This is a genomic window from Streptomyces sp. JHA26 (assembly GCF_002005565.1).
Lineage (GTDB): Bacteria > Actinomycetota > Actinomycetes > Streptomycetales > Streptomycetaceae > Streptomyces.
The window spans coordinates 114,847-137,172 of record NZ_BDJC01000007.1 but is presented as its reverse complement, the minus strand read 5'-3'; the positions used below and the strand labels follow the sequence as shown (position 1 = coordinate 137,172).

At 72.6% G+C, this 22,326-nt stretch carries 20 protein-coding genes; 13 read left to right on the top strand and 7 right to left on the bottom strand.

Annotated elements, in window-relative coordinates; genetic code table 11:
* Nucleotides 1–174 precede the first annotated feature (174 nt).
* The 4 genes from JHAT_RS06780 to JHAT_RS06765 form a co-directional block, all read right to left on the bottom strand.
* Entirely contained in the window at nt 175–801 is a 627-nt protein-coding gene (locus tag JHAT_RS06780) for a hypothetical protein (protein ID WP_253195423.1), read from the bottom strand.
* A 313-nt stretch (nt 802–1,114) separates the two neighbouring features.
* Nucleotides 1,115–2,143, bottom strand: coding sequence for a S66 peptidase family protein (locus JHAT_RS06775; protein ID WP_077797102.1), 1,029 nt, complete (start codon nt 2,141–2,143; stop codon nt 1,115–1,117).
* 117 nt (nt 2,144–2,260) lie between these two features.
* Nucleotides 2,261–2,650 (bottom strand): hypothetical protein, encoded by a 390-nt coding sequence (locus JHAT_RS06770; protein ID WP_171990778.1) that lies wholly within the window; start codon nt 2,648–2,650, stop codon nt 2,261–2,263.
* 62 nt (nt 2,651–2,712) lie between these two features.
* Entirely contained in the window at nt 2,713–3,201 is a 489-nt protein-coding gene (locus JHAT_RS06765; RefSeq protein ID WP_077797100.1) for a DUF4265 domain-containing protein, read from the bottom strand.
* 272 nt (nt 3,202–3,473) lie between these two features.
* On the opposite strand from JHAT_RS06765, the gene JHAT_RS06760 reads away from it, so the two are divergent.
* Nucleotides 3,474–4,043 (top strand): GNAT family N-acetyltransferase, encoded by a 570-nt coding sequence (locus JHAT_RS06760; protein WP_077797099.1) that lies wholly within the window; start codon nt 3,474–3,476, stop codon nt 4,041–4,043.
* Nucleotides 4,044–4,083: 40 nt separating this feature from the next.
* Here JHAT_RS06760 and JHAT_RS06755 read toward each other — a convergent pair whose 3' ends face one another.
* Both JHAT_RS06755 and JHAT_RS06750 read right to left on the bottom strand, forming a co-directional pair.
* Nucleotides 4,084–4,812, bottom strand: coding sequence for an aminoglycoside phosphotransferase family protein (locus JHAT_RS06755; RefSeq protein ID WP_253195421.1), 729 nt, complete (start codon nt 4,810–4,812; stop codon nt 4,084–4,086).
* Between the two features lie 80 nt (nt 4,813–4,892).
* A complete protein-coding gene (locus JHAT_RS06750) occupies nt 4,893–5,534 on the bottom strand; it encodes a TetR/AcrR family transcriptional regulator (protein WP_077797097.1) in 642 nt (213 codons plus the stop codon).
* A gap of 163 nt (nt 5,535–5,697) precedes the next feature.
* On the opposite strand from JHAT_RS06750, the gene JHAT_RS06745 reads away from it, so the two are divergent.
* The 11 genes from JHAT_RS06745 (at nt 5,698) to JHAT_RS06695 (ending at nt 18,650) form a co-directional block, all read left to right on the top strand.
* Nucleotides 5,698–6,663, top strand: a complete 966-nt coding sequence (locus JHAT_RS06745) for a zinc-binding dehydrogenase (protein ID WP_077797096.1) — start codon at nt 5,698–5,700, stop codon at nt 6,661–6,663.
* A gap of 183 nt (nt 6,664–6,846) precedes the next feature.
* Nucleotides 6,847–8,064, top strand: a complete 1,218-nt coding sequence (locus JHAT_RS06740) for a sensor histidine kinase (protein ID WP_077797148.1) — start codon at nt 6,847–6,849, stop codon at nt 8,062–8,064.
* A complete protein-coding gene (locus tag JHAT_RS06735; RefSeq protein ID WP_077797095.1) occupies nt 8,061–8,735 on the top strand; it encodes a response regulator transcription factor in 675 nt (224 codons plus the stop codon). Before JHAT_RS06740 ends, JHAT_RS06735 begins: the two co-directional genes overlap by 4 nt.
* A gap of 209 nt (nt 8,736–8,944) precedes the next feature.
* Nucleotides 8,945–9,763 carry an ABC transporter ATP-binding protein gene (locus JHAT_RS06730; RefSeq protein ID WP_171990777.1) on the top strand — a complete coding sequence of 273 codons (819 nt, stop codon included), beginning with the start codon at nt 8,945–8,947 and terminating at the stop codon, nt 9,761–9,763.
* Nucleotides 9,760–12,294 carry an FtsX-like permease family protein gene (locus tag JHAT_RS06725; protein WP_077797094.1) on the top strand — a complete coding sequence of 845 codons (2,535 nt, stop codon included), beginning with the start codon at nt 9,760–9,762 and terminating at the stop codon, nt 12,292–12,294. Before JHAT_RS06730 ends, JHAT_RS06725 begins: the two co-directional genes overlap by 4 nt.
* A 242-nt stretch (nt 12,295–12,536) precedes the next feature.
* Complete coding sequence (locus JHAT_RS06720; RefSeq protein ID WP_077797093.1) at nt 12,537–13,934, top strand: MFS transporter; 1,398 nt, start codon at nt 12,537–12,539, stop codon at nt 13,932–13,934.
* Nucleotides 13,931–15,148, top strand: a complete 1,218-nt coding sequence (locus JHAT_RS06715) for an FAD-dependent monooxygenase (protein ID WP_077797092.1) — start codon at nt 13,931–13,933, stop codon at nt 15,146–15,148. The genes JHAT_RS06720 and JHAT_RS06715 overlap by 4 nt, the downstream gene beginning before the upstream one ends.
* A 33-nt stretch (nt 15,149–15,181) precedes the next feature.
* The gene (locus JHAT_RS06710; RefSeq protein ID WP_375603549.1) at nt 15,182–15,448 is read left to right on the top strand and encodes a helix-turn-helix domain-containing protein; all 267 of its coding nucleotides are present in this window, start codon (nt 15,182–15,184) and stop codon (nt 15,446–15,448) included.
* Nucleotides 15,449–15,808: 360 nt separating this feature from the next.
* Nucleotides 15,809–17,176, top strand: a complete 1,368-nt coding sequence (locus JHAT_RS06705) for a Fic family protein (RefSeq protein ID WP_171990776.1) — start codon at nt 15,809–15,811, stop codon at nt 17,174–17,176.
* A gap of 217 nt (nt 17,177–17,393) precedes the next feature.
* The gene (locus tag JHAT_RS06700) at nt 17,394–17,981 is read left to right on the top strand and encodes an SMI1/KNR4 family protein (RefSeq protein ID WP_077797091.1); all 588 of its coding nucleotides are present in this window, start codon (nt 17,394–17,396) and stop codon (nt 17,979–17,981) included.
* Nucleotides 17,982–18,128: 147 nt separating this feature from the next.
* The gene (locus JHAT_RS06695) at nt 18,129–18,650 is read left to right on the top strand and encodes a hypothetical protein (protein ID WP_077797090.1); all 522 of its coding nucleotides are present in this window, start codon (nt 18,129–18,131) and stop codon (nt 18,648–18,650) included.
* 207 nt (nt 18,651–18,857) lie between these two features.
* Here the strand turns inward: JHAT_RS06695 and JHAT_RS06690 are convergent, their stop codons facing one another.
* A complete protein-coding gene (locus JHAT_RS06690; protein WP_077797089.1) occupies nt 18,858–19,289 on the bottom strand; it encodes a hypothetical protein in 432 nt (143 codons plus the stop codon).
* Between the two features lie 532 nt (nt 19,290–19,821).
* Between JHAT_RS06690 and JHAT_RS06680 the strand changes: the two genes are divergently transcribed.
* Nucleotides 19,822–22,221, top strand: a complete 2,400-nt coding sequence (locus JHAT_RS06680) for an ADP-ribosyltransferase domain-containing protein (protein WP_253195419.1) — start codon at nt 19,822–19,824, stop codon at nt 22,219–22,221.
* The last annotated feature ends 105 nt before the right edge of the window (nt 22,222–22,326 follow it).

Below are 22,326 nucleotides of genomic sequence, written 5' to 3'. Positions count from 1 at the left end.
GCCGGTGCTCCACCTCCGCAGCGAGGTCCTCCTCGAGGAGACCGTGCCCTTCGGCAGCGGTCGCCCGGGGCGTCTGCGGCGCGGGACGAACAGGCCGGTGCCGAGGGAGGCGCCGTCGCCGAGGACCGGTCGGAGCCGGTCGGCCCGGCCATCAGCCGCACAGCAGCCGAGTGGTCACGTGCTCACCGCCCGCAGGCCCAGGTCGTCCAGGGAGGTCCCGGCGGCCCACCGGTGCAGCCGGCGGCCGTCGACCAGGTGGACGCCGCCCTGGCGGGAGGCCCGGAGCGCATCCGTGCGGCTGTACGGGTCCCGGCTGACGATCACGCGGATCGGGTTGTCGGCCCCGGGGCGGCCCGGCTCTCGCAGGGTGGGGGCAGGACCGGCCGACGTGTCCCGGTCCGCCGTCGCCCGGTCCGCCGGGCGGAACCTCACGTCGAGACGGCGGCCGTCGCGGTCGCGTGCGTAGAGCCGAGGGCGGCCCGCGTCCGGCATGGGGATGACGTGCCAGCCGTCGCGCCGCAGCATCCGTTCGGCGGCCACCGCCAGGCCGTGCTCGTCCAGCGTCGTCAGTTCGGCCGGGGTGTAGATGCCGCCGCGTCGGCGGACCGCCACACGGCGCCAGCGCCACCCCACCGCCGTGGCGGCCGCGAGCAGGATCACGCCCAGCAGCAGACCGCCGACACCGAGCGCGCGGTACAGCCGGGCGAGGGCTACCGCGAGGCCGGCGACGACGAGACCGAGGCCGGTGAACGCGGGCAGCACGTCGCGCAGTTCCGGGCCGTAGCGCCCCTGCGCCCGCAACTCGGCGACCGTATGGTGTCTTTGTGAGCGGCGTGGTCCGGGCGTGCGAGAGCACCTCCACCGGCCATGTGTCGCCGGACGCCGCCGCCTTGTGGCGCGTACCGCCGGTTTGCGCAACAACTCTTTTTCCCCCTCCGTCCTGCGTAGAGATACCCGCTCGCGCGGGAGCGCCGCCGGCCGGGAAGAGGCCGGCACGGCTTGGCCGGACGAGTGGGGGTGAACAGCCTGACGGCCGTGGTGTGCCCGAAGGACCGCGGCAGCAGGAGGCGGTGCCGCCGCACCCCTCACCAGGTGTGGCGGCCGGCCGGATGCGTCAGTCCAGGGTCTGCGTCAGTTCGCTTCGGCTCGGTGTGTGGACGATGCGGCCGTACGCTCCGTTGACGATCGGCATGTAGGGCGGGACGTGGCCGCATTCGACGTCGGCGATGATCGGCACGCCGAGAGAGCCGAGTGCGTCGAGGACGGCCTCGTGCTGGCTGAGGGAACGGTTGTCGGGTGCACGGGTCCGGCCGACGAGGATCGCGTTCGCCCGGTCGAAGAATCCGGCGAGTCTCATGCCGTGCAGGTTCCGGCAGATGGTGAAGGCGTCGTCGCCGGCTGCCTCCACGTAGACGAGGAGCCCATCGGGTGACTCCTCGTGGGCGAAGGCCGAGACGTCGAGGTAGGCCGTCCCCGCGAGATTGCACAGGGTTTCGATGCAGCCGCCGATCAGTCTTCCCTCGGCCTGGACGTCGCCGCTCCCGTCGAGCCGGGTCCAGGCGCCTGCGGAGTCGAGGGTGTACTCGCGGATGTCGGGGCAGGCGGCGAAGTCGTCGAAGCCGGTGGTCCGGTGGCGGCCGGGCGGGGTCTGGGTGAACCGGTGCCCCGAGGGCGCCGCGACGATGTCGAGCCACGACCGCAGTCCTCGGGGCACCCGGTAGGGCGTGTCCATGAGGTTGTTGCCGTGGACCGTCGCCGTCCCGGTGAGTAGAGTCATCGGCGTCATCAGGGTCGACATGTCGGAGAATCCGACGAGCCAGGTGGGCTCCGCCTCCCGCAGTCCGTCCCAGTCGAGCAGGGGCAGCAGGTCGATCGCGGTCTCCCCGCCCCACGGCGGCACGACGGCCTTGACGGTGGGGTCGGTCAGCATCGACATCAGCTCGCTCGCGCGGTCGGCGGCCGAAGCGCTGACGTGCCCGGAGCCGTCCATGCACCGGCCGATGACGACCTCGTACCCGCGGTCCTGGACGTCGCGGACGGCGACGTCGAGGCGTTCCCGCAGCTCCTTCGCGACCCCGCTCGACGGAGAGGTGACACCGACGCGGTCACCGGGACGCAGGGGGGACGGGTATCGAACGGCCATGCGCTGGATTTTGGCACAGCACCGTACCCGGAGGGCATCGGGTTCCGTACGCCCCACAGGGGGAGGACGGTCGGGCGGCGGGCCGGCGACCCTGGTTGTCGAGGCGGCAGCGGGCGGTCAGACGTCGGGGTCGACCTCGGGGTGCGTGAACCGCACGGGCCTGCCCAGCGACCGGGCGTAGGCGATCTCGGCTCGGGTGCTGTCCCCGATGTAGTCGCCGACCACGAGCACTTCGTCGGCGAGCCGGATCTTCGCCCGGTGCAGCTCGTCGAGTCGCGCCTTCAGCGCCTCGGCCTCGACAGGATCGGACCTGAGTTCGCGCGGCGACTTCATGTCACAGCCCGGTTTGACGACGATCCTCCCGGCTTTGGTCTCCTGCAGATCGGCCTCGGTCATCTCGGCCATGAAGCGGGTGGAGCCGCAGATCACGACGATACGCGGGAGGCTCAACTGCTTCTTCGCGTCGGCGAGTTTCTCTTCGGGGGTGAGCTGTCGCGGGTATGACACCGGAACAGCATAGGCGTCACCCGCTCCCGCACATCCCCGGCCGGGAGGACGTCCCATGGGGGTCACGTCGTTCCCGTGGCCTGCCACGCTGCGGTGACACACCCTTCCTCCCAGTGCCACCACCCCTCGGCGTCGCCGTGCTCCAGGAGCTTCCGCATCCGGGGGAGGTCGGCGTCCGGTGGGACGTCGAGTGCCACCATCCGGAACTGCTCGATGCCCTCGCCGGTCGTGCCCAGGCGGTGGAACGTCTCCAGCACGGTCTGCCGTGCGGCACATGAACCGCCGTCCTTCAGGACGATCAGCCGGATGGTGCAGTTCTCCGAGGCCTGCACCGTCTCACCGGCCCAGCGGACCCCTTCCTCGTCGACCTCCACCCGGATGATGTCGTCGCGGGCGACCCCGCGTACGAACCAGGGAGTGTTGTCCAGGCGCACGGTCCCGTCGCCGAGGTCCACCGCCCACAAGCTCTCCACGCTTGCCGGCGGCCAGCCGTCCTCGTCCGCCTCCAGCCGGAAACAGACCTTCACGTGGTCGTCCTTGATGCTCGTCACCGCACCATCATCCACAGCCGCCGCCGTGCCGGGGAACGATCACCTCACGAACGGGGAACGGTCTTCGTCGGCGTCGGTCCCGGTCCGTGCGTCTCGCGAACGCCCCACCCGGACGCCTCCGCCGCCCTCCCCGCCGGCCCCGCCCGTCGGGACGGCGGTCGCGGCAGCACCGAGTACGTCGCGACCGGCGCGACAAAGGCGTGGCTGCAGGGGCAGACGTGATGCGACAATCCGTCCGCAACTCGACCCACACCCGCGTCCCGGAGGTCCGCATGGACGTCGCCCCGCTGCTGCCGTTGACCACGTCCCGGCTGTCGCTGCGTCTGTTCACTCCCGGCGACGCCGACGACCTGTACGCCTACCAGAGCCTGCCGAGCGTGGCGCGCTACCTGTACCGGCCGACGCACACGCGTGAGCGCAGCGAGCAGGTCGCCGCCGAGCGTGCGGCGCAGACGGTCTGGCGCGCCGACGGGGACAAGCTGGCGCTCGCCGTCTGCCGACGCGACGAGCCCGGCGTCATCGGGGAGGTGAGTCTCACCCTGGCCGACGTCCGCGCCGCCCAGGCCGAGATCGGCTGGACTCTCGACCCGGGCCACCAGGGGCACGGCTACGCGACCGAGGCGGCCGCGGCGCTGGCCGGGTTCGCCTTCGACACGCTGGGCGTGCACCGGCTCTACGCACGGCTGGATGTGGAGAACACCGGGTCCGTGGGGGTCTGTGAGCGCCTCGGGATGCGCCGGGAGGCGCACCTGGTCGAGAACGACCTCGACGGGGACCGCTGGGGCAGCGAGTACATCTACGCGGCGCTGTCCGCGGATCTTGTCAGCCGGTCGTGCGATTGAGCCCGACGCCGCCCGGCTTGTCCTTCGACCTCTCGGCCGGTCAGTTCAGCAGGACGGTCGTGAACGTCTCCCGATGGTCCGCAATCCACTCCTGGATGCGGTCCCACCGTTGCCATCCACCACGCTCGGACAGCATCTGTGTGTGGATGGGATCACCGTCGGACACCCGGCCGGCGACGAAGGACCGGCAGGATGCGGTGGCCTGTTCGATGAGGCCGGGTAGTTCCGCGCGCTCCTGCCGGGAGAGGCCGTAGCCGTCGGCGAGGACGCGCAGTCGCGTGGGAGCATCCAGCCCGGCGGGGTACAGGGGTGCCGCGGACGTGGGATCGAGCAGGGGGACCCAGTAACGGGCGGTCACGGCGACGTCCCACAGCGGTCGTCCGGGCGCCGCCAGGTCGAAATCGATCAGGGCCGTGGTGCGGCCGTCACGGAAGACGACGTTCTCCGGGCACACGTCGTTGTGGCACAGCATCGTTCCTCCCTCCGGGTCGGCCAGGGCCTCCGGCCACGCGGTGCGGGTGTCCACTGTGACGGCCGCGCAGGCGTCGTGCAGGCGCCGCAGCAGGCTTCCCACCGAACTCAGGGCGGTCTCCGTCATCACCCAGCGGGGAAACGGGAGCAGGGCGACATCGCCGGGGACGTAGGTCAGCTGCTCGCGGCCGTCCGCGGTGAGCCGGACCGGGCTCGGAGCCGCGTCGAAGCCGTGTTCCTCGAGTGCGCGGAGATGGGCGTGAAGGGCGCGCGCAGTGGGCGGCGCCGGGCGTTCCACAAGGGCACCACGGCGAAACACCGCGCCCGCGTTCACCACGCCGCCGGCCAGTGCTCCGCGACGATCGTCCCGAGACGGGTTCACGGCGTGCTGGGCGAGTGGGTGAACTGCAGGCGTGGGGCCGGCGGCAACGGCGTGGGCGCTGTCGCCGGTGCGGTGCGGAACGCGTCGATCACGTAGGCGGCGAAGCGGCGGGAGGCCGCGACCCGGGCGGCATGCGGCGTGTCCTGGAGGCCACGGTGGGCCGTGAGGACGAGGACCAGGTCGTCGACGACGAAGTCGGGGCGCAGCCGGCCGGTCCTCTGGGCGCGGCCCGCCAGCCGACCGACCGCGCGCAGGGCCTGCTCCCGGTCGGCGGTGAAGTCCATGGCCTCGGGGAAAGCCGTCATGAAGGCGTCGGCGAACCCTCGGCTCCGGGCGTGGAGGTCGCAGATCCGCTCGATCAGGCTCCGGAACCCGTGCCAGGGGTCCGGGTCCGCGAGGGCGTCGCGGACGGCGGCACGGCAGGCCCGCCGCTGCTCGGCGAAGGCCTCCGCGACCAGCGCCTGCTTGGTCGGGAAGTGCCGGTACAGCGTGGCGGGACCGACGCCTGCGTGCCGGGCGACCTCGCGCACGGGTGCGCCCAGGCCTTCTTCGCCGAACACCGTGCGGGCGGCGTCGAGGATGCGGGCCCGGTTGTCGCGGGCGTCGGAGCGGACCGTCTGAGGCAATTGGTCGGTCATCGTCTCTCACTTTAACCAAACGGACGGGGGCGTCCTCTACGGTCGGACCGCGGTGCTGCCGCCCGTCCCGGAACTTCACCGGTGAGGCCCGGCCGTGGGGGCCGGCTCGTCGCCCACGGCCCCACAGAGGCCGCGATCCGTGCAACCGACCCGAGGAGCAGAGATGAAAGCCGTCGTGATCAGGGCGTTCGGCGACCCCGACGGCCTGGAGGTCGTCGATGTGCCCGTCCCCGTCCCCGCTCCGGGGCAGGTGCGGATCGCCACGGAGGCGGTCGGGGTCGGCGGCGTGGACGCCGTGATCCGCCGGGGAACGCTTGCCGCCCACGGCTTCCGGGAGGGGCACCTCCTCGGCAGCGAGGTCGCGGGAAGGATCACCGCGGTGGGAGAGGGCGTGAGCGACTCGTGGACCGGGCGGCGGGTGTGGGCGTTCACCGGCCTGTCCGGTGGGTACGCCGAACAGGCCGTCGCCGCGGTCGAAGACGTCCTCGCGCTGCCCGACGGCCTGACCTGCGCCGACGCGGTGACTCTCGGGGGCTCCGGAGTGGTCGCCCACTTCGCCCTGGACCGGGCCCGTCTCACGCCCGGGGAGACGGTGCTCGTGCGCGGCGCGGCGGGCAGCATCGGCATCACGGCGGTCCAGCTCGCAGCCGGGAACGGCGCGGGCGCGGTGGCGGTCACCACCTCGTCCGCGGAGCGCGGCGCCCGCCTGCGGGACCTGGGCGCCACCCACGTCCTCGGCCGCACCGGCGGGGGCGGCGGCCCGGACGCACCGGTGGGCTTCGACGCGGTGATCGATGTCGTGGGAGGCCCCCGGCTCCCCCTCTTCCTGGACAAGCTGAACCCCAACGGGCGGTACGTGGCCGTCGGTGTGGTCGGCGGGCAGCCGCCGGCGGACTTCGGCATGCGGCTGATGGACGCCTTCCGCAAGTCGTTGTCGTTCGCCGCTTTCAGCTCCGACACCGTGCCCGCCCCCGACCGGCAGGCCGTGCGGTCGTCCCAGTTCGCCGCTGCCGCGCACGGGGACCTGCGCACGGTCGTGCACGAAGTGCTGCCACTGGACCAGGCGGCGCTGGCTCACCACCGGATGGACACGGGGGAGGTGTTCGGCAGAGTCGTGCTGGCTCCCTGACCCGGACGGAACGACGTTCCACCGCCGTCCCGTCCGACGTCGGGGCGCGCACCGTCCGGCCCGGACGATCGGCGGACCCCGCCGCTGGTGTAATGGGGGAGCGGTGGCCACGGTCGCGCCGGGTCCGCCTGACGGCTGCGCGTCTTCCGACGCCGTCTTGTCGCACGGAGGATGGTGGAGCTCATGACCTCGGTGGAGGAAGGGCCGCGCGCGCTGCTCGCGGGGGCGTCGAACCGGTGGGTGCGACTGCTCCCGTGGGGTGTGGCGTTCGTGCTGAGTGTCGCTCTGCTGCCGACCACCATCGTGGTCCTCACCCGTGACTACGGTCTGGACGCCGGCGTCGCGAGTGCCCTTGCGGTGGCGCAGGCGGCACCGCTGCTGCTCGCCGTCGTCCGGCCGCTGCGGGCCTGGTACGTGATCTTCCTGGCGGACGTGGCCGGGGCGCTCGCCCTGCTCACCGTCGACTTCGAGGAGCGGCTCCTGTGGCCGTTCCCGCCCATGGAGATCGTCGGGTACATCGGCCTGTGCCTCGCTCTGGGCCTGCGCGAGCCGCGCCGGACGCTGCTGCTGGTGTGGCTGGCGACGGCGGGCGCGAACATCGGCCTGGGCTTCGTCGCGCCGCACGGCGCGAACGCGATGAGCGTCCTGCTCACCATCCTCAGCGGTGTCGTGCTCCTGCTCGGCGGCGCGCTCCGCGAGCGGCACGAGGTGCAGCGGAGGCTGGCGGAGCAGGAGACGATCAGCGAGGCGGAGCGCGAGCGGCGGACGCTGCTGGAGGAACGGGCCCGGATCGCGCGCGAGTTGCACGACGTGGTGGCGCACCACATGTCCGTGATCACGGTGCAGGCGGACACCGCGGCGTACCGCCTCGAGCGGCTGTCTCCGGAGGTGCAGGAGGAGTTCACGTCCATCGCGGCGACGGCGCGCGAGTCGCTCGGTGAGATGCGTCGGCTCCTCGGCGTGCTGCGGAACGAGGAGGCACGCGGCGAACTCGCGCCCCAGCCGGGCCTGACCCGGATCGGGCAGCTGGTGGAAGCCACGACACGAGCGGGCGTGCCGGTGACGTTCACCGCCTGCGACGCCGAGGTGCCCGACGCGGTGGGCCTGTCCGCGTACCGTATCGTCCAGGAGGCCCTCGCGAACGTCGTACGGCACGCCCCGGGCGCACCCGCACAGGTCTCGGTGTCGCGGGACGGGGAGCGGCTCACCGTCCTGATCGTCAACGGTCCGCCGCCGGACCCGCCCGCCGTGCCGCTCGAAGAGGGAGGCACCGGACACGGTCTCGTCGGGATGCGCGAGCGGGTCCGGATCGCCGGCGGCACCCTCGACGTGGGGCCGCTGCCGGACGGCGGATTCCGAGTGGCAGCCCGACTCCCCCTGACGAGAGAGGACTTCACGTGACGACGCGCGTCATCGTCGTGGACGACCAGGCCATGGTGCGGGCCGGCTTCGCCGCGCTGCTGGCCGCCCAGAGCGACATCGACGTGGTGGGTGAGGCACCCGACGGCGCGCAGGGCGTCGAGCTGAGCCGGCGCACCCGTCCGGACGTCGTGCTGATGGACGTCCGGATGCCCGAGATGGACGGGCTCGAGGCCACCCGCCGCCTCCTCGCGCCCCCGCCCGGTGTGACCCACCGGCCGCGCGTGCTGATGCTCACGACGTTCGACGTCGACGACTACGTCTACGAGGCGCTGCGGGCGGGCGCGAGCGGTTTCCTGCTGAAGGACGCGCCGCCGGCCGACCTCATCACGGCGGTACGCGTCGTGGCCTCGGGCGACGCGCTGCTCGCCCCCTCCGTGACGCGCCGCCTGATCGCCGACTTCGCCCGGCAGCGTCCCGCCGCCCGGGGCAGGCCCGCGCTGCGGCTCAAAGCCCTGACGGAACGCGAGACCGAGGTCCTCACCCTGGTGGCCCGCGGCCGGTCCAACGCGGAGATCGCGCAGGCGCTGGTGCTGGCCGAACAGACGGTGAAGACACACGTGAGCCGCGTCCTGACCAAACTCGACCTGCGCGACCGCGCCCAGGCGGTGGTCTTCGCGTACGAATCGGGCCTGGTGACCCCGGGCGAGTAGGACGAGCCCCCGCGAGCGGCGTCGAGCGCGCCGCGGTCCCGAGGGGCCCCGGGCCCCCGCCGCGTCCTCGGTCGTGAGGGCGGGCCCCGCCCTCCTCCACCCCCTACCGGGGTAGCACCATCGGTTTGGCTCCCTGGTATGACGCCCGGTGCACGGCCGTCGCCGCACTCTGCAGCCCGTCGAACGAAAAGATCGTGAGAGGGCGGAAGATGAGGCTACGCAACGGCAAGCGGCAGACGGTGGAAGAGCGGCCGAAGGACGTGGCCGCCGCCCCCGGTCCTGCCGTCGAACTGCGCGGTGTCCAGCGGCGGTACGGTCGCGGCGCGGGGACGGTGCACGCCCTCGCGGGTGTCGACCTGACCCTCGCCCGGGGGACGTTCACCGCGGTCATGGGGCCGTCCGGGTCCGGCAAGTCCACCTTCCTGCAGTGCGCCGCCGGGCTCGACCGGCCCACGTCGGGGTCGGTCGTCCTGGGCGGTACGGAGATCACCGGTATGAGCGAGGACAAGCTCACCGAGCTGCGCCGCAGCCGCGTCGGCTTCGTCTTCCAGGCGTTCAACCTGCTGCCCTCGCTGACCGTGGAGCAGAACGTGCTGCTGCCCGTGCGGCTGGCCGGGCGACGCCAGGACCGCCGCCGGGCGGCCGAGGTGCTCGCGCAGGTCGGGCTCGCCGACAAGGCGCGGCGCCGGCCCGGCGAGCTCTCCGGCGGCCAGCAGCAGCGGGTGGCCGTCGCCCGGGCCCTGGTCACCGGCCCGGACGTGATCTTCGCCGACGAGCCCACCGGCGCCCTCGACACCGGCACCGCCGCCGAGGTCCTCGGCCTGCTGCGGAACGCGGTGGACACCCTGGGCGCCACCGTCGTCATGGTCACCCACGACCCGGCCGCGGCAGCCTGGGCGGACCGCGTGCTGTTCCTCGCCGACGGCGCCTTCGCCGACCACCTCGAACAAGGGTCGGCGCAGCAGATCGCGGCGCGGATGGCCGTGCTCACCTCCCGTACGGGCGCGATGGCGGGTGCGGCGGCATGAGGCGCCCCAACGGACTCGCCCGTGAGGCCGTCCGCTTCAAGCCCACGTCCTTCGCGGGGACCTTCCTCGCGCTCCTGATGTCCGCCCTGATCGTCGCGGCCTGCGGAATCCTGCTGGAGACCAGCCTGCGCGCGTCGGTGCCGGCGAAGCGGTACGCCAAGGCTCCGGTCGTCGCGGCGGCGGACCAGTACGAGTACGTCGTCACGGGCAGTGGCGAGGACCGGGAGAAGGAGGCCGTCCCGCTGCCGGACACCGCACGGCTGGACGCCGGGCTGGCGGCCGAGGCCGCGAAGGCGCCGGGTGCGGCCACCGCCGTCGCGGACTTCACCTTCCCGGTGCGCGTGGCGCACGAAGGGGCAGGCTCCGGCACACGCGGGCTGTCCGTCGAGGGCGGTGTGCTCACCGCGCACGGCTGGGGCGCGCACGTCTTCACCGGTACCGCGCTGACCGCCGGCTCCGCGCCCCGCGGAGGCGAGGTCGTGCTCGACGCGGGTACGGCCCGCGCCGCGAAGGCCGCCGTCGGCGACACCGTCGTGCTGCAGACCGCCTCCGGTCGGCAGGCCTTCCGCATCGCCGGCGTCGCCCAGGCCGGGCCCGCGGACACCGCCCGCGATGCCGGGCCCCTGGTCTGGTTCGCCGACTCCCAGGCGCCCGTGCTGGCCGGGCACCCCGGCAAGGCGGACGCCATCGCCGTGCTGGCCGAGGACGGCACCGATGCCGACGCCCTCGCCGACTCGGTGGAGAAGGCCCTCGCCGGTTCCGGCGCCCAGGTGCACACCGGCGACGACCGCGGCGCCGTCGAGGACCCCGGCCTCGGCCACGCCAAGGTCACCCTGTTCGGGATCGGTGGTTCCTTCGGCGGCATCGCCGCCGTCGTCGCGGTCTTCACCGCTGCGGGGACCGTGGCCCTGTCGGTGTCCCAGCGGGCCCGCGAGTTCGCGCTGCTGCGCGCCGTCGGCGCGACCCCGCGACAGGTCCGCCGGGCGGTCGCCTCCGAGGCGCTGCTCATCGCGCCGCTCGCCGGGATCCTCGGCTGCCTGCCCGGTGTCGGGCTCGCGCACTGGTGGTTCGGGCAGCTGCAGGACCGCGGCGCCGTCCCGCGGGCCGTGGACCTGCACGTGTCCGCGCTGCCCCTCCTCGCCGCCGTCGTCGTCGGACTGCTCACCGCGCTCGGCGCCGGATGGGCGGCCGGCCGGCGACCCGCCAGGATCAAGCCGGGGCAGGCGCTCGCCGAGGCGTCGGTGGAGCGGCTGCGGCCGAGTGCGGTCCGTACCGTGCTGGGCATCGGCGCCCTCGTCGGAGGTGGAGTCCTCACCGGCGTCTCCGCCGGCTCCACGGGCGACGACGCGGCCGGCGCGGCCCTCGGCGTCGTCATGTGCTTCATGTTCGCCGTCGCGCTGCTCGGCCCGCTGGTGGCGCGGCTGTGCGCGGGCCTCTTCGGCCTCCCGCTGCGCGGCGCGGGCCCGGCTGCCCAGCTCGCGGCGGCCAACTCCCGGACCAACGCGCGCCGCCTCGCCTCCGCGATCACTCCGATCGTGCTCGCCATGGCCTTCGCCTCGACCCTCGTCTTCACGCACACGAGCGAGAACCGGGCCGCCGGCGAGCAGCTGCGCGCGGGCATCACCGCGGATCACGTGGTCACGGATCCGGCAGGGCTCCCCGTGGACGCGGCGGCGCGGGCCGCCCGGGCGCCGGGCGTGGACGCGGCCGTCGGCCTGCTGAACACCCAGGTGCTGGTGCCGATCGGCGCCGGTGAGTTCGCGTCGCTCCAGGGCGCGGCGACCCAGGGGGTCGGCGGCTCCGGCGCCGACCTCGCGAAGGTGCAGGACCTGGACGTACGCGAGGGCAGCCTCGACCGGCTCGGCCGAGGCCGTGTCGCCGTCGACAGGACCCTGGCGAACTCGGCGGACGTCGGCGTCGGCGACCGGCTTCCGCTCCACCTCCCCGACGGCACCGAGGCCCGCCCCGAGGTCGTCGCGGTCTACGGCCGCGGCCTCGGCCTGGCCACGGTGACCATGGACCGGGCGTCCCTCGCCGACCACGTCACCTCGGGCTTCGACGACGTCCTGCTGGTACGCGGCGGTTCGCGGAAGGCACTCGCCGCCTTGGGCGAGGTCACCGATGCCTCCGGCTACGCCACCGAGAAGGGCCTCGACGCGAAGCTGGGCGCCTGGATGAACAACACCATGGCCGCGGTCCTCGGCGGCTTCGCCGCCGTCGCCGCCGTCAACACCCTGGTGATGACCGTCCTGGACCGCCGTCGCGAACTCGGCGCCCTGCGCCTGGTCGGCTCCACCCGGCGCCAGATCCTGACGATGCTCGGCTGGGAGGGCCTGCTGGTCTCGGCGGCGGGCGTGGCCCTCGGCTCCGCGATCGCCGCGACCACGCTGATCCCGATGATGCACGGCACGACCGGTGCGGCGCCCTACGCGCCACCGCTGCTGTACGGCGCCTTCGCGGCCGCCGGCGCAGGCCTGGCCCTGCTCGCGGTCACGCTGCCGGCGCTGACGGTGCTGCGCCGCCGGCCGTAGCGCCTGCACGGGGACGGCGACCGCCGTCACGCCGGCTGCCGCTGCCGGACGGGTGCCGCGCACAGCCGCTCCCGCCCGAAGGCACCGGCACACGTGCCCGCGGCGCGGTGCCGCACGGGCCCCGGCCGCCACGGCGCCCGGTCCCGCCGCCGTCGGCGCGGCCACACCCGGCGCCCGCGGGCGGCGGCACCACGCGCGCGACCGACCTCCTACCTCACCCGGCAACAACGGAAAGGACGCTCATGACCACAGCCCTGGCTCCTCCGCCCCGCATGAAGAAGGCCGCTGTCGCGGGCCTCGGTATGCTGGCGGTCTCCACCGGCGCCCTGGAGTCGGTCGTGTCGCCGACGCTCCCGCTCCTGCAACGTGAGCTCGACATGAGCCCGACCGAAGGGGCGCTCCTCACCATCGTGCTCGCCGTCACCGGCGCGCTCGTCACACCGATCGCGGGCAAGCTCGGCGACCGCTACGGCGGGAAGCGAGTCCTGATCCGGCTGATGACGGTGGTCTCGGCCGGCGGCCTGGTGTCCGCTCTGGCACCCAACCTGCCGGTGCTGTTGCTGGGGCAGATTCTGCAGGGGGCGATGGTGGGTGCCCTGCCCCTGTCGTTCATCGTGGTGCGCAAACACCTCCCCGTCGGAGAGTCGAAGGCGGCCATCGGCCTGGTCAGCGGGATGTTCGTGGGCGGCTCGATGGTGGGACTGCTGTCGGCCGGGCCCGTCGCGGAAGCGTTCTCCCGGCACTGGATGTTCGCTGTGCCGACCGTCGCGGTCATCGCGTCCACCCTGCTGGTGAACAGGGTGTTACCGGCCGATCCGCCGGGCCGTTCGGACGGCAGCGGAATCGACTGGCCCGGCCTGCTTCTCCTGAGCGGGATCCTGGTCACCCTCATGCTCGTGTTCGCGCTGGCGCCCGAGGCGGGCTCGCAGCCACTCGTGTTCGTCGCCCTCCTCGCGGTGCTCGCCGCCTTCGTGACCGGATGGACGGCCGTCGAACGTCGCGCGGTCGCACCGATGGTCGATCTGCGCATGCTGGCACGGCCTGCGATCTGGAAGGCGTGTGCGGTCACGTTCGTGATGTGCCTCGGCACCGCGACGGGGGTCTACCTCGTTCCGCAGCTGCTCGACGTGTCCGGCGACGGATACGGTTTCGGGCTCGGCGCCACCCGGATCGGCTTCGTCCTCCTGCCCGGCGCCGTGGCCGCGACGCTGGCCGGGCCGCTCGGCGGGATCGGGGAGCGGCGCTTCGGTCCGCGTGCCGTGGCCACCACCGCGGTCGTCCTCATGGCCGCCGCCCTGCTCGCCCTGTCAGCCGCACACTCCGAGGTCTGGCACATCGCCGTCGGCAAGGCGCTGATCGCGCTGGCCAACGGCCTGTGCGTCACGGCCATGGTGACCGGCATCGCCTCTTCCGTCGACGAGGGCGACACCGGCATCGCCACCGGCCTGGTCCTGGTGACCCGCGTGCTGGGCTCCGCCGTGGGCGGGATTCTCGGCGGCGCGCTCCTCACCTCGGGGACACCGTCCGGGTCGGAGGTCCCGGCCGAATCGGCCTTCACCACCGGCTTCCTCATCGCCGGTGCCGTCGCGGTGCTGTCCCTGTCCGTCGTCCGCACCATGAGCAAAGGAGTCGAGGAATGACCCTCACCGACCGTCCGACACGCACCCGTACCACGCCGAGGCGCACCGTCCTGATCTCCGGGGCCGGCATCGCCGGCTGCGTCCTCGCGTTCTGGCTGAACCGCTACGGACACGCGGTCACGGTGGTGGAGAAGGCGGGCGCGCCGCGCAACGGTGGCTACCCCGTCGACGTGCGTGGCACCGCGCTGGAGGTCGTCCGGAGGATGGGGCTCCTGCCGCGGCTGCGGGACGCGCACGTCGACCTGCGCCGGCTGACCTTCCTCGAGGGGGACGGCAGCGAGGTGGTCTCGCTCCGCCCGCACACCGTCACCGGCGGTGTCGCGGGACGGGACCTGGAGATACGACGCGGTGATCTCACCGACGCCCTCCACACGGCGGTCCGTGACGACGTGGAGTTCGTGTTCGACGACTCCGTCGACACCCTCGACCGGTCCGGCCGCGGAGTGGACGTCACCTTCCGCGGGGGCGGCAGGCGCACCTTCGACATGGTCCTCGGTGCGGACGGCACGCACTCGCGCACCCGCGAGATGCTGTTCGGCCCTGAAAAGGAGTTCCACCACTACCTCGGATACTGCTTCGCCGTGTTCACCCTGCGCAACACCTTCGGCCTCTCCCACGAGACCGTCATGTGGAACTCGCCGGGCAGGGCGGCGGCCCTCTACGCCGTGGACGACGACGAAGTGCACGCCTTCCTGAACTTCGCCCGGCCGGAGCCGCCGTTCGAAGCGTTCCCGGACCCATCGGCCCAACGGGCCCTGGTCGACGCGGCCTTCGCCGACGCCGGATGGGAGGTACCGGGCCTGCTGGCCGCCCTGCGCGAAGCGGACGACGTGTTCTTCGACACGGTCGGCCAGATCCGCATGCCCCGCTGGTCCAGCGGCAGGGTCGCACTGGTGGGCGACGCCGCGTGGGCGCCGTCGTTCCTCACCGGGCAGGGCACCAGCCTCGCCCTCGTCGGCGCGTACATGCTCGCCGGTTCCCTGGCCGACCGGGACCACGCCGCGGGCTTCGCGGCCTACGAATCCTCCCTCCGCGACTTCGTGACCGTGAACCAGGCACTGGTCGGCAAGGGCGGTGCCACACTCTTCCCGACCACGCCCCGGGCTCTGGAGGAACGCAACGACAGGCTGCGCGCACTCGACGCCATGCCCGCCGGGAAGGGACGACCGGCCCATTCGGCCCTCACCCTGCCCGAATTCGAACCCCCGTCGTGACCCGGTCCGTCTTGCGCGCAGGCGTCCGCCGTGATGCCGACGGAGGCGGCACCGAGCCGGCCGGGCATGCGGAGCACGACGTCGTCCCGCGCCAGGAACCGGGGGCGGGGGTGGCGCCCTCCGCTGGTCTACGTGACCGAGTGCCGCATGGACGGGGCCGAGGCGCTGCTGTCCGACACCGACCTCGCCATCGCCCAGATCGCCGAGTACGTCGGCTACGCCGACGCCTTCGGCTTCCGCGCCGCGTTCAAACGCCACCGGGGTCTGAGCCCCAGCGTCTTCCGCGCCGCGGCGGCCTGACTCCCGCACCCGCCGACGTGCCCCGAAGCGCGTACCGCGCACCGCACGGCACGCACCCGTCGCCCCCACCGACACGTACACGTCCGTGGAGGTCCGCTTACTGGTCATTACTGCGACGGCCCACGCCTCCGGCTGGGTGCGCAGGTGAGCCGAAGCACGACGGCCGGCCCAGCGGCGGGCCCGTCGTCACCGGGACCGCAGGATGGGCCCGCGCACGGCTGCCGACGGAACGGGACCACTCCGGCCGGCCTCGATCGGCGCCTGGAGCGCCACAGTCGTCGCGAAGGGCCCCGCACGCTTCTCCGGGCCTCTGAGGTAATCCACTTGAACCGCAGGCGGGTGGACGGGCAGGCTTGCGCGGTGATTGTCGAGCTGGCCCCCCGCTTCCTGACCTGGGACGACGTGAATCCCGCCCGGCATTCCTTCGACAGTGCGTCAGCAGCGCACGTGGTGCGGTCCCTCGGACCCGCCCGGAGGGTGCCCAGCCGCCCCGACATCCCCTTCGGCGATCCGGCCATGAGTGCCTGGAGCCGGGACGTGGGACGGCCCTGGGCCGATGCCATGTCACACGCCCTCGCCGAGCACTACGGCTGCTGGACCGTAGGCTGGCGCTGGGCGCACGACGAAGGCGACTTCGACGGAGGCCCCGTCGGGAACTGGTGCTGCCCACGGGACTCGATCACCACCCCTGAGGAGACGCTCGCCCGTGCCGTGGCGGCGCTGCGCGAGTGGCGCGAGTGGCTGGAAAGCCTCGCCGGGTGGTTCGACGCGTACCCGTTGGACTTGACCGGCATCGAGGACCAGCGGATCTTGTGGGAGTGCGCCGCCCGGAACCTGATCCTGCAGGTGACCGACCGCACCGGCTGCGGCAGCGGCTGGTACGGGCACTGCTGTCAGGTGCTCACCTGGTTCCTCAGCCGCTGGGGCGTCGCGCCCGACCGTGCGCAGGAGCTGGTCGACGAGGCGATCGGCGGGAGGTTCGCGAGCTGGACAGGCCCCGACACGGTGCTGGTCGATGACGTCGCGGAGCGGCTCGCGCTGTCGCTGCGGCCGGACGACGGCGCACGATCCGCCGGGCCCGTTCCGGACCACCTCGAGCGCTGGCTCGCGGTGCGCGAGACCGTGCCGTGGCAGGAGGCCCCGGACGGCGGTGGGGACGAACCGGTGACCCCGTCGCGCGACGGCGCGGCGGACGACATACGCGCCTTCGACGGCGCTTTGGATCCCGCCCGTGCACGGGGCATGCTCGCCGCACTGGAGGTGCTGCGGGCCGATGCGGCGCGCGGCGCCTCGCTCGACTTCGAGCTGCTCCGGCGCTGGCAGCAGCACGTCCTGGGCACACCGCAGCCGCCGCCGTTCCGCGACCTGCCGGCCTTCGCCAAGGGAGGCAGGGAACGCTATGGCATCGGCCCGGACACCCGGGCCCGCCTCGACGCCCGTCTGGCCGAGAGCGCGCGCCACGTCGAGCGGTCCGTTCCCCTCACCGCCCGGGCCGCACGTGCCTATCTCGACGTGTGCTTCTTCCATCCCTTCGACGACGGCAACGCCCGGTCCGCTTTCCTCGCCCTCGTTTTCGTCCTCGCCCGCGAGGGCGTCGCACTCGACGGGGTCAGCCTGCTGCGTCGCGTCACCTTCCAGGCCGACGAGCCGCAGGACGCGCTGATCCTCACCCGATACGTCGACGTCCACCTCGCGGAGACCCGACGCAACAGCGCCTCCCCCGACTGATCGGGTTCTCTCGGTGCGCTCATTCCCTCGACCTGGGCGCACGGACCGGTGAAGGGCACGGTCCTCCCCCCCCAGCCGGGCCGTGTGCTCCAGGACGTCACGGACGGCGTCGGCAGGACCGGCCGTAACGATGAGGCGGTACGCATCGAGGCTCGAAGCACGACGGCCGGCTGACCACAGCCACCCCTAGGGTGAGGGGGACGAGAGAAGACGCATCATGGACCCCCGCATACCCCGCGTGCGCCGCAAGCTGGCCGCGATCCCGTTCCGACCACTGCGTAGCCACTCCTTCGGAGAAGAGAAACACGAGTTCCGCCTTGGTCCGAAGCTGACGGAAGCGCGCGTCGCCGCGTTCGAGGCCGAGCACGACATCGCCCTGCCTGATGCCTATCGGCAGTTCCTCACGCACATCGGCGGCTCGGGTGCGGCGCCGTTCTACGGCCTCATGCCGCTGGAGCGGTGTTCTCTGCTGGTCATGAATCCGCGCGGGGAACCAGGGACACCCCGCGGCTTCAGCGGCACAGGACCCGGGCCCCGTGAACGCGACCTCTTCCTCCACGTCATCGAAATGGGCTGCACCGACGTATGCGTCATCGCGGTGACCGGCCCCCTCGCCGGCCGCGTCCTCATCGGCAACGGTGACGGGTTCTGGGGCCCCAACGTCTCTTCCGCCACCGACTTCCTCGACCGGTACGAACGCTGGCTCGACCACATGGGCGCCGGACGCGACAACCGGGCCCTGGAACTCACCTCACCCCGGCTTCGTGCCCATCCGGACCGCTACCGCATGGCTCCGAAGATCTGACTCTCCGTAACCACTCCACAACCACTCCACGGAAAGTGAGCCAGAACCCGGGATCCGACGACGCCAGGGGACGGCCGGATCGGGCCCCGGCCCCTGAGGTACGTTCGGGCCCATGACGCACGCCCTGGAATCCCGGCCGGTGGCCCAGTGAGCGGCTGGTGGGCCTACCTGGAGGAGCGGACCTGTCGGGCGGTCGACGCCGACGTGCTGCGGGATCGTCGGCTGTCGGCGGTCAGGTCCGTCTGGGAGGCATTGCGACCGCTGGGAGTAGGCCTGCACGAGGCTGAGCGGGTGGTCCACGCGCGATACGAGGCCCTCGGCGACCGAGTACAGCGCACACCGCCCGATCCGCTCGACCTTCCGGCACTCGCAGCGCGCGCCGCGGCCCTCCCGGGCCGTGTGGTGGCGGTGGAGGCGTTCTGGGACGGCGACACCGTGCACGACTGGTTCGTGCTCCTGGTCGCGGTCCTGGACTCCCCGGCCGGGGAGGGCCACCTGGCGACCGTCCACCACCACCCCGACGGCTCTCCGCCCGGCGTTGCCGCCGCCGAGGCAGGCCGGGCGCTGGCCGACCGTCTCGGCGTGCCGTTCCACTTCGCTTCGCCGGACGTCCCGGATGACCAGGCACCACGCCGGTGGGCGGTCCGGCGCCCGGCCGAGGGGCCGTGACCCCGGAGCGACGGGTCGGTCACGGTGGCTCATCGAGGCCGGACCGTCCCGTGCTTCCTGGTCGTGTACGGGTCGGGCACTTCGACGAGAACCCGGCCTCCCGCGAGGATCTCCCGCCGTGCGGACCAACGGCGACGGAGGCGGTGGCGAACCGTCCCTTCCCCGTCGTCCTGGTGGCTGCTCGGCTCCTGCCCGGGCCGGGGACGGTCAGCCGGCAAGGGGCAGGGCAGCCGCCATCACGTTCCGGTCCTTGCGGCCGATCAACGGAAAGATGATCCTCAAACTCTGTTCGCTGCCCGGTGAGGAGACCACGAAGGACGAGTTGAGGAAACGCTCCTTGATCTCCGAGCGGACGAGACCGGCGCGCGGGATCGTCATCACGTGCTCCTCCGGCCGGGCGAACGTCGGGTTCGCCCGGAAGATGAAGATGCGACGGCCGGTCATTGCCAGGTACATGGGGGTCGGCGCCGGGATCACGGCCATCCCACCGCTCATGAGGGCCGAGGCTGCTGCGAACGCTGCGGTCCGGCGCACCGAGACGGAACTCAGGTTCACGATGGTCGCCACCTCGACCTGCTCGTCGGGCTCGAGCATGGGGGCGATGGCGGCCAGCAGCAGTCGGCGGCGCTTTCCGTTCACGGGTGGTACTCCTGGAGGTCGGGCTGACCGGACGGGACACTCCTGTCCGGCACGCGACGGTCCGGTTCCCCGGACGTCGTGGTCTTGACGAGCTGCGGGCCCGCGTGGGGCTCGTGGATCGCTCCACGATGTCCGGGGAACCGGCGTCGTGTCCCTCGGTGTCGGAGGTGGGGGCACCGGCCGTGTTCCCGGGTCTGACCGTTGCTCCGGGTGTGGCAGGTGTCACGCCCGGAGCCGGATCCCGATTCAGCTCACGCGATTGTATGCACTGCTGGGACGCGCATCCGAGAGGGCGCGGAGCTCACTGCCGGACCGCGGTCGGCGTCCACGCCGCCACCGACACCGCCTCCTGCCCGCTGCGGCGGCTGTCCCTGCCCGCGCGGGGAGCGACCTGCCACACCCCGGCTGCCGGTCGCCACACCCGTCCACGCGGTATGACGGCAGGTCACGGGGCGCTCGCCGAAAGTGCGTTGTCAGTGGTGAGCGCTATGTTCGGGGTCCTGGAACCGCTGTTGCACGACAGGAGTGGACGATGACCGAGAGCAGTGTGCTGCCCGCGCTCAGGGTGGTGCTGACGGACGTCAACGAGCGGGTGGTGGAGGCGTGGCGCGCCGCGTTCGCCGACACACCTGGCATCGAGATCCGCAAGGGCTCGATCCTCGACGAGGACGTCGACGCCTGGGTCACCCCCACGAACTCCCGGGGCCGGATGGACGGCGGGGTCGACGCCGTCATCAAGCGGTACCTGGGGGCCGGCATCCAGGTGCGCGTCCAGCGGGCGATCCGCGACCGGTTCGCCGGGCCCATGCCGGTGGGCAGCGCGGTCTGCGTGCCGTCCGGCACAACCGTTCCCCGCTACCTGATATCGACGCCGACGATGGTGCGGTCCTCGCAGAACGTGAGCGCCACGCTGAACGTGGCGCTGGCGTGCGCCGCGGCTTTCCAGGCCGTCCACCGGCAGAACCGGAAGAAGCCGGGCAGCATCCGGTCCGTGGCGCTGGTCGGGATGGGGGCGCAGACCGGCCAGGTGCCGGCCCGGGTGTGCGCCAACCTGATGTGGACCGGCTACACGCTCTTCCACGACCACTGGTTCGAGGACGACGACGAGCTCCGGTCCACGATCGTCTCCCAGCTCGACGGGATCGAGAACGCGCCCGTCGACCAGCGGGTACGCATCGTGCCGCCGCCGACAGCCGGCACGCCCGTCACCCCCGCACCGGTACCCGAAACCGCCGCTCCCTCCGCCACCTCCTCCTCTCCTGCCGCCACGACGAGCGAGAACGCCTCCTCCACGACCGGACCGACGACCGGCGTCCCGGCTCCGGCCCCTGCACCGCAGCCCCTTCCCGATACGAACGATCCCCTCGCCCTGACCGAGCTCTTCGACGGCGGCGGTGAGGCCTGGCTCCCGCTGCTGAAGCCGGTCATCGAGGCGCAGCCGGACGCCGCACGGTTCATCGGGAAGGGCCGCAGCCACGAGGTGGTCCCGGTCCGCGAACTGACGTTCCAGGCGCTCAAGCCGAACCCGCCGCACAAGTGGAAGGTCGTGGTCTTCGGTCAGAACCCGTACCCGCGGCCGGAGAGCGCCACCGGCATAGCCATGTTCGACAACACCTTCAGCGACTGGAAGGACAGCCAGTTCGGCCGTGTCGTCAGCATCCGGTGCCTCATCAAGGCGGCGGCGATGTGGAAGTACGGCATCGCCAAGAAGACCCCGATCGCCGAGGTGCGGGCGCTGCTCAAGGAGAAGGACACGGTCCAGCCGCCGGAGTGGTTCCAGGCGATGCTGACGCAGGGGGTGCTCCTGCTGAACGCGTCACTGACCGCGAGCGGTGACGGGGCGATGGGCGCCGACCAGCACACGGCGTTCTGGCGACCGGTCGCCGAGCGGATCGTCGAGGAGATCCTCAAGGCCAAGCAGGATGCGACCGAGGAGGACCGCGGGGTCGTGTTCGCCTGGTGGGGGGCGCATGCCCGCAGCCTGAAGCGGACCGTCCTACGGCTTCAGCAGAAGTACCCGGACGTCGAGGTCCGGCATCTCGACCACGTGAATCCGGCGGCCCAGGGCGACATCTTCTGTGAGGGTGACCACTTCGCCCAGGTCAACGACGCCCTGGCCTCGCTGGGCGCCGACCGCATCGACTGGCTGCCGAGCAAGGGGTGGAACGTGCCGACGGCCGGCGCGGGCGGGGACGTCTCGGCGCGCATGGGCGCTTTCATCGAGTCGACCATGAACCTGCACCAGCTGTACCTGGAGCGCCTCACCAGCGTCAAGGACGAGGGCCTGGTCCTGCCCGCGATCACCGGCGTCTTCGACACCCCGCTGATGGCCTTCCAGGACGCCGTCGCCCCGGTCTCCGCGGCACTGTCCGGGCTCGCCGGACACATCCGGCGCTCCCACGACTTCGGCAAGCGACGTGCGGACCGGGCGACCGGCGGCGGCCTGTCCGCCGACGCGATCGCCGCACTTCATCTCTACACCTGTGAGTCAGCCTTCTACCGCGAGATCAACAGCGTCCTGCGTTCCCCCGACCGCACCAGGGTCACGCCTTACCTGCCGTACCTACGGCTGCTGTTCTCGGCGGTCTCGGAGCTGCCGGTGTACACGCAGCCGTTGTGGCGCGGGGTGTCGCTGGACCTGCGGGCGCAGTACCCGGTGGGCCGGACGGTGACCTGGTGGGGCGTCTCCTCGTGTACCTCCGAGCTGGAGGTGGCCAGGGCGTTCTTGGGCAGTCGCGGCAAGCGGACCCTCTTCGAGGTGACGCCCGCCCGGGCGGTCGGGATCAAGAGCTTCTCCGCCTTCACCGGCGAGGAGGAGTACATCCTCACCCCGGGCACCCGACTCGAAGTGACGGAGGTGAAGAGCTCGCCCCGCGGGCTGTGCACGGTCCGGCTGAGCGAGATCACCGACGGCACCCCCGTGGTGTCCTGAAGCCCCTCCGTCCCACGGTGGCCACGATCGTGATCACCTGGAGCGTGGCTCTTCGACGAGTGGGACGGCGACGGGATGGGCGTGCCGTTCGGCTTCGGTGATCCC

Bases quoted from the DNA above. Each gene is read 5' to 3' on its own strand.
- JHAT_RS06710 (WP_375603549.1), top strand. From the start codon at position 15,182: ATGCCGACGGAGGCGGCACCGAGCCGGCCGGGCATGCGGAGCACGACG.
- JHAT_RS06750 (WP_077797097.1), bottom strand. From the start codon at position 5,534: ATGACCGACCAATTGCCTCAGACGGTCCGCTCCGACGCCCGCGACAAC.
- JHAT_RS06740 (WP_077797148.1), top strand. From the start codon at position 6,847: ATGACCTCGGTGGAGGAAGGGCCGCGCGCGCTGCTCGCGGGGGCGTCG.
- JHAT_RS06745 (WP_077797096.1), top strand. From the start codon at position 5,698: ATGAAAGCCGTCGTGATCAGGGCGTTCGGCGACCCCGACGGCCTGGAG.
- JHAT_RS06725 (WP_077797094.1), top strand. From the start codon at position 9,760: ATGAGGCGCCCCAACGGACTCGCCCGTGAGGCCGTCCGCTTCAAGCCC.
- JHAT_RS06775 (WP_077797102.1), bottom strand. From the start codon at position 2,143: ATGGCCGTTCGATACCCGTCCCCCCTGCGTCCCGGTGACCGCGTCGGT.
- JHAT_RS06700 (WP_077797091.1), top strand. From the start codon at position 17,394: ATGGACCCCCGCATACCCCGCGTGCGCCGCAAGCTGGCCGCGATCCCG.
- JHAT_RS06680 (WP_253195419.1), top strand. From the start codon at position 19,822: ATGACCGAGAGCAGTGTGCTGCCCGCGCTCAGGGTGGTGCTGACGGAC.
- JHAT_RS06720 (WP_077797093.1), top strand. From the start codon at position 12,537: ATGACCACAGCCCTGGCTCCTCCGCCCCGCATGAAGAAGGCCGCTGTC.
- JHAT_RS06715 (WP_077797092.1), top strand. From the start codon at position 13,931: ATGACCCTCACCGACCGTCCGACACGCACCCGTACCACGCCGAGGCGC.
- JHAT_RS06760 (WP_077797099.1), top strand. From the start codon at position 3,474: ATGGACGTCGCCCCGCTGCTGCCGTTGACCACGTCCCGGCTGTCGCTG.
- JHAT_RS06730 (WP_171990777.1), top strand. From the start codon at position 8,945: ATGAGGCTACGCAACGGCAAGCGGCAGACGGTGGAAGAGCGGCCGAAG.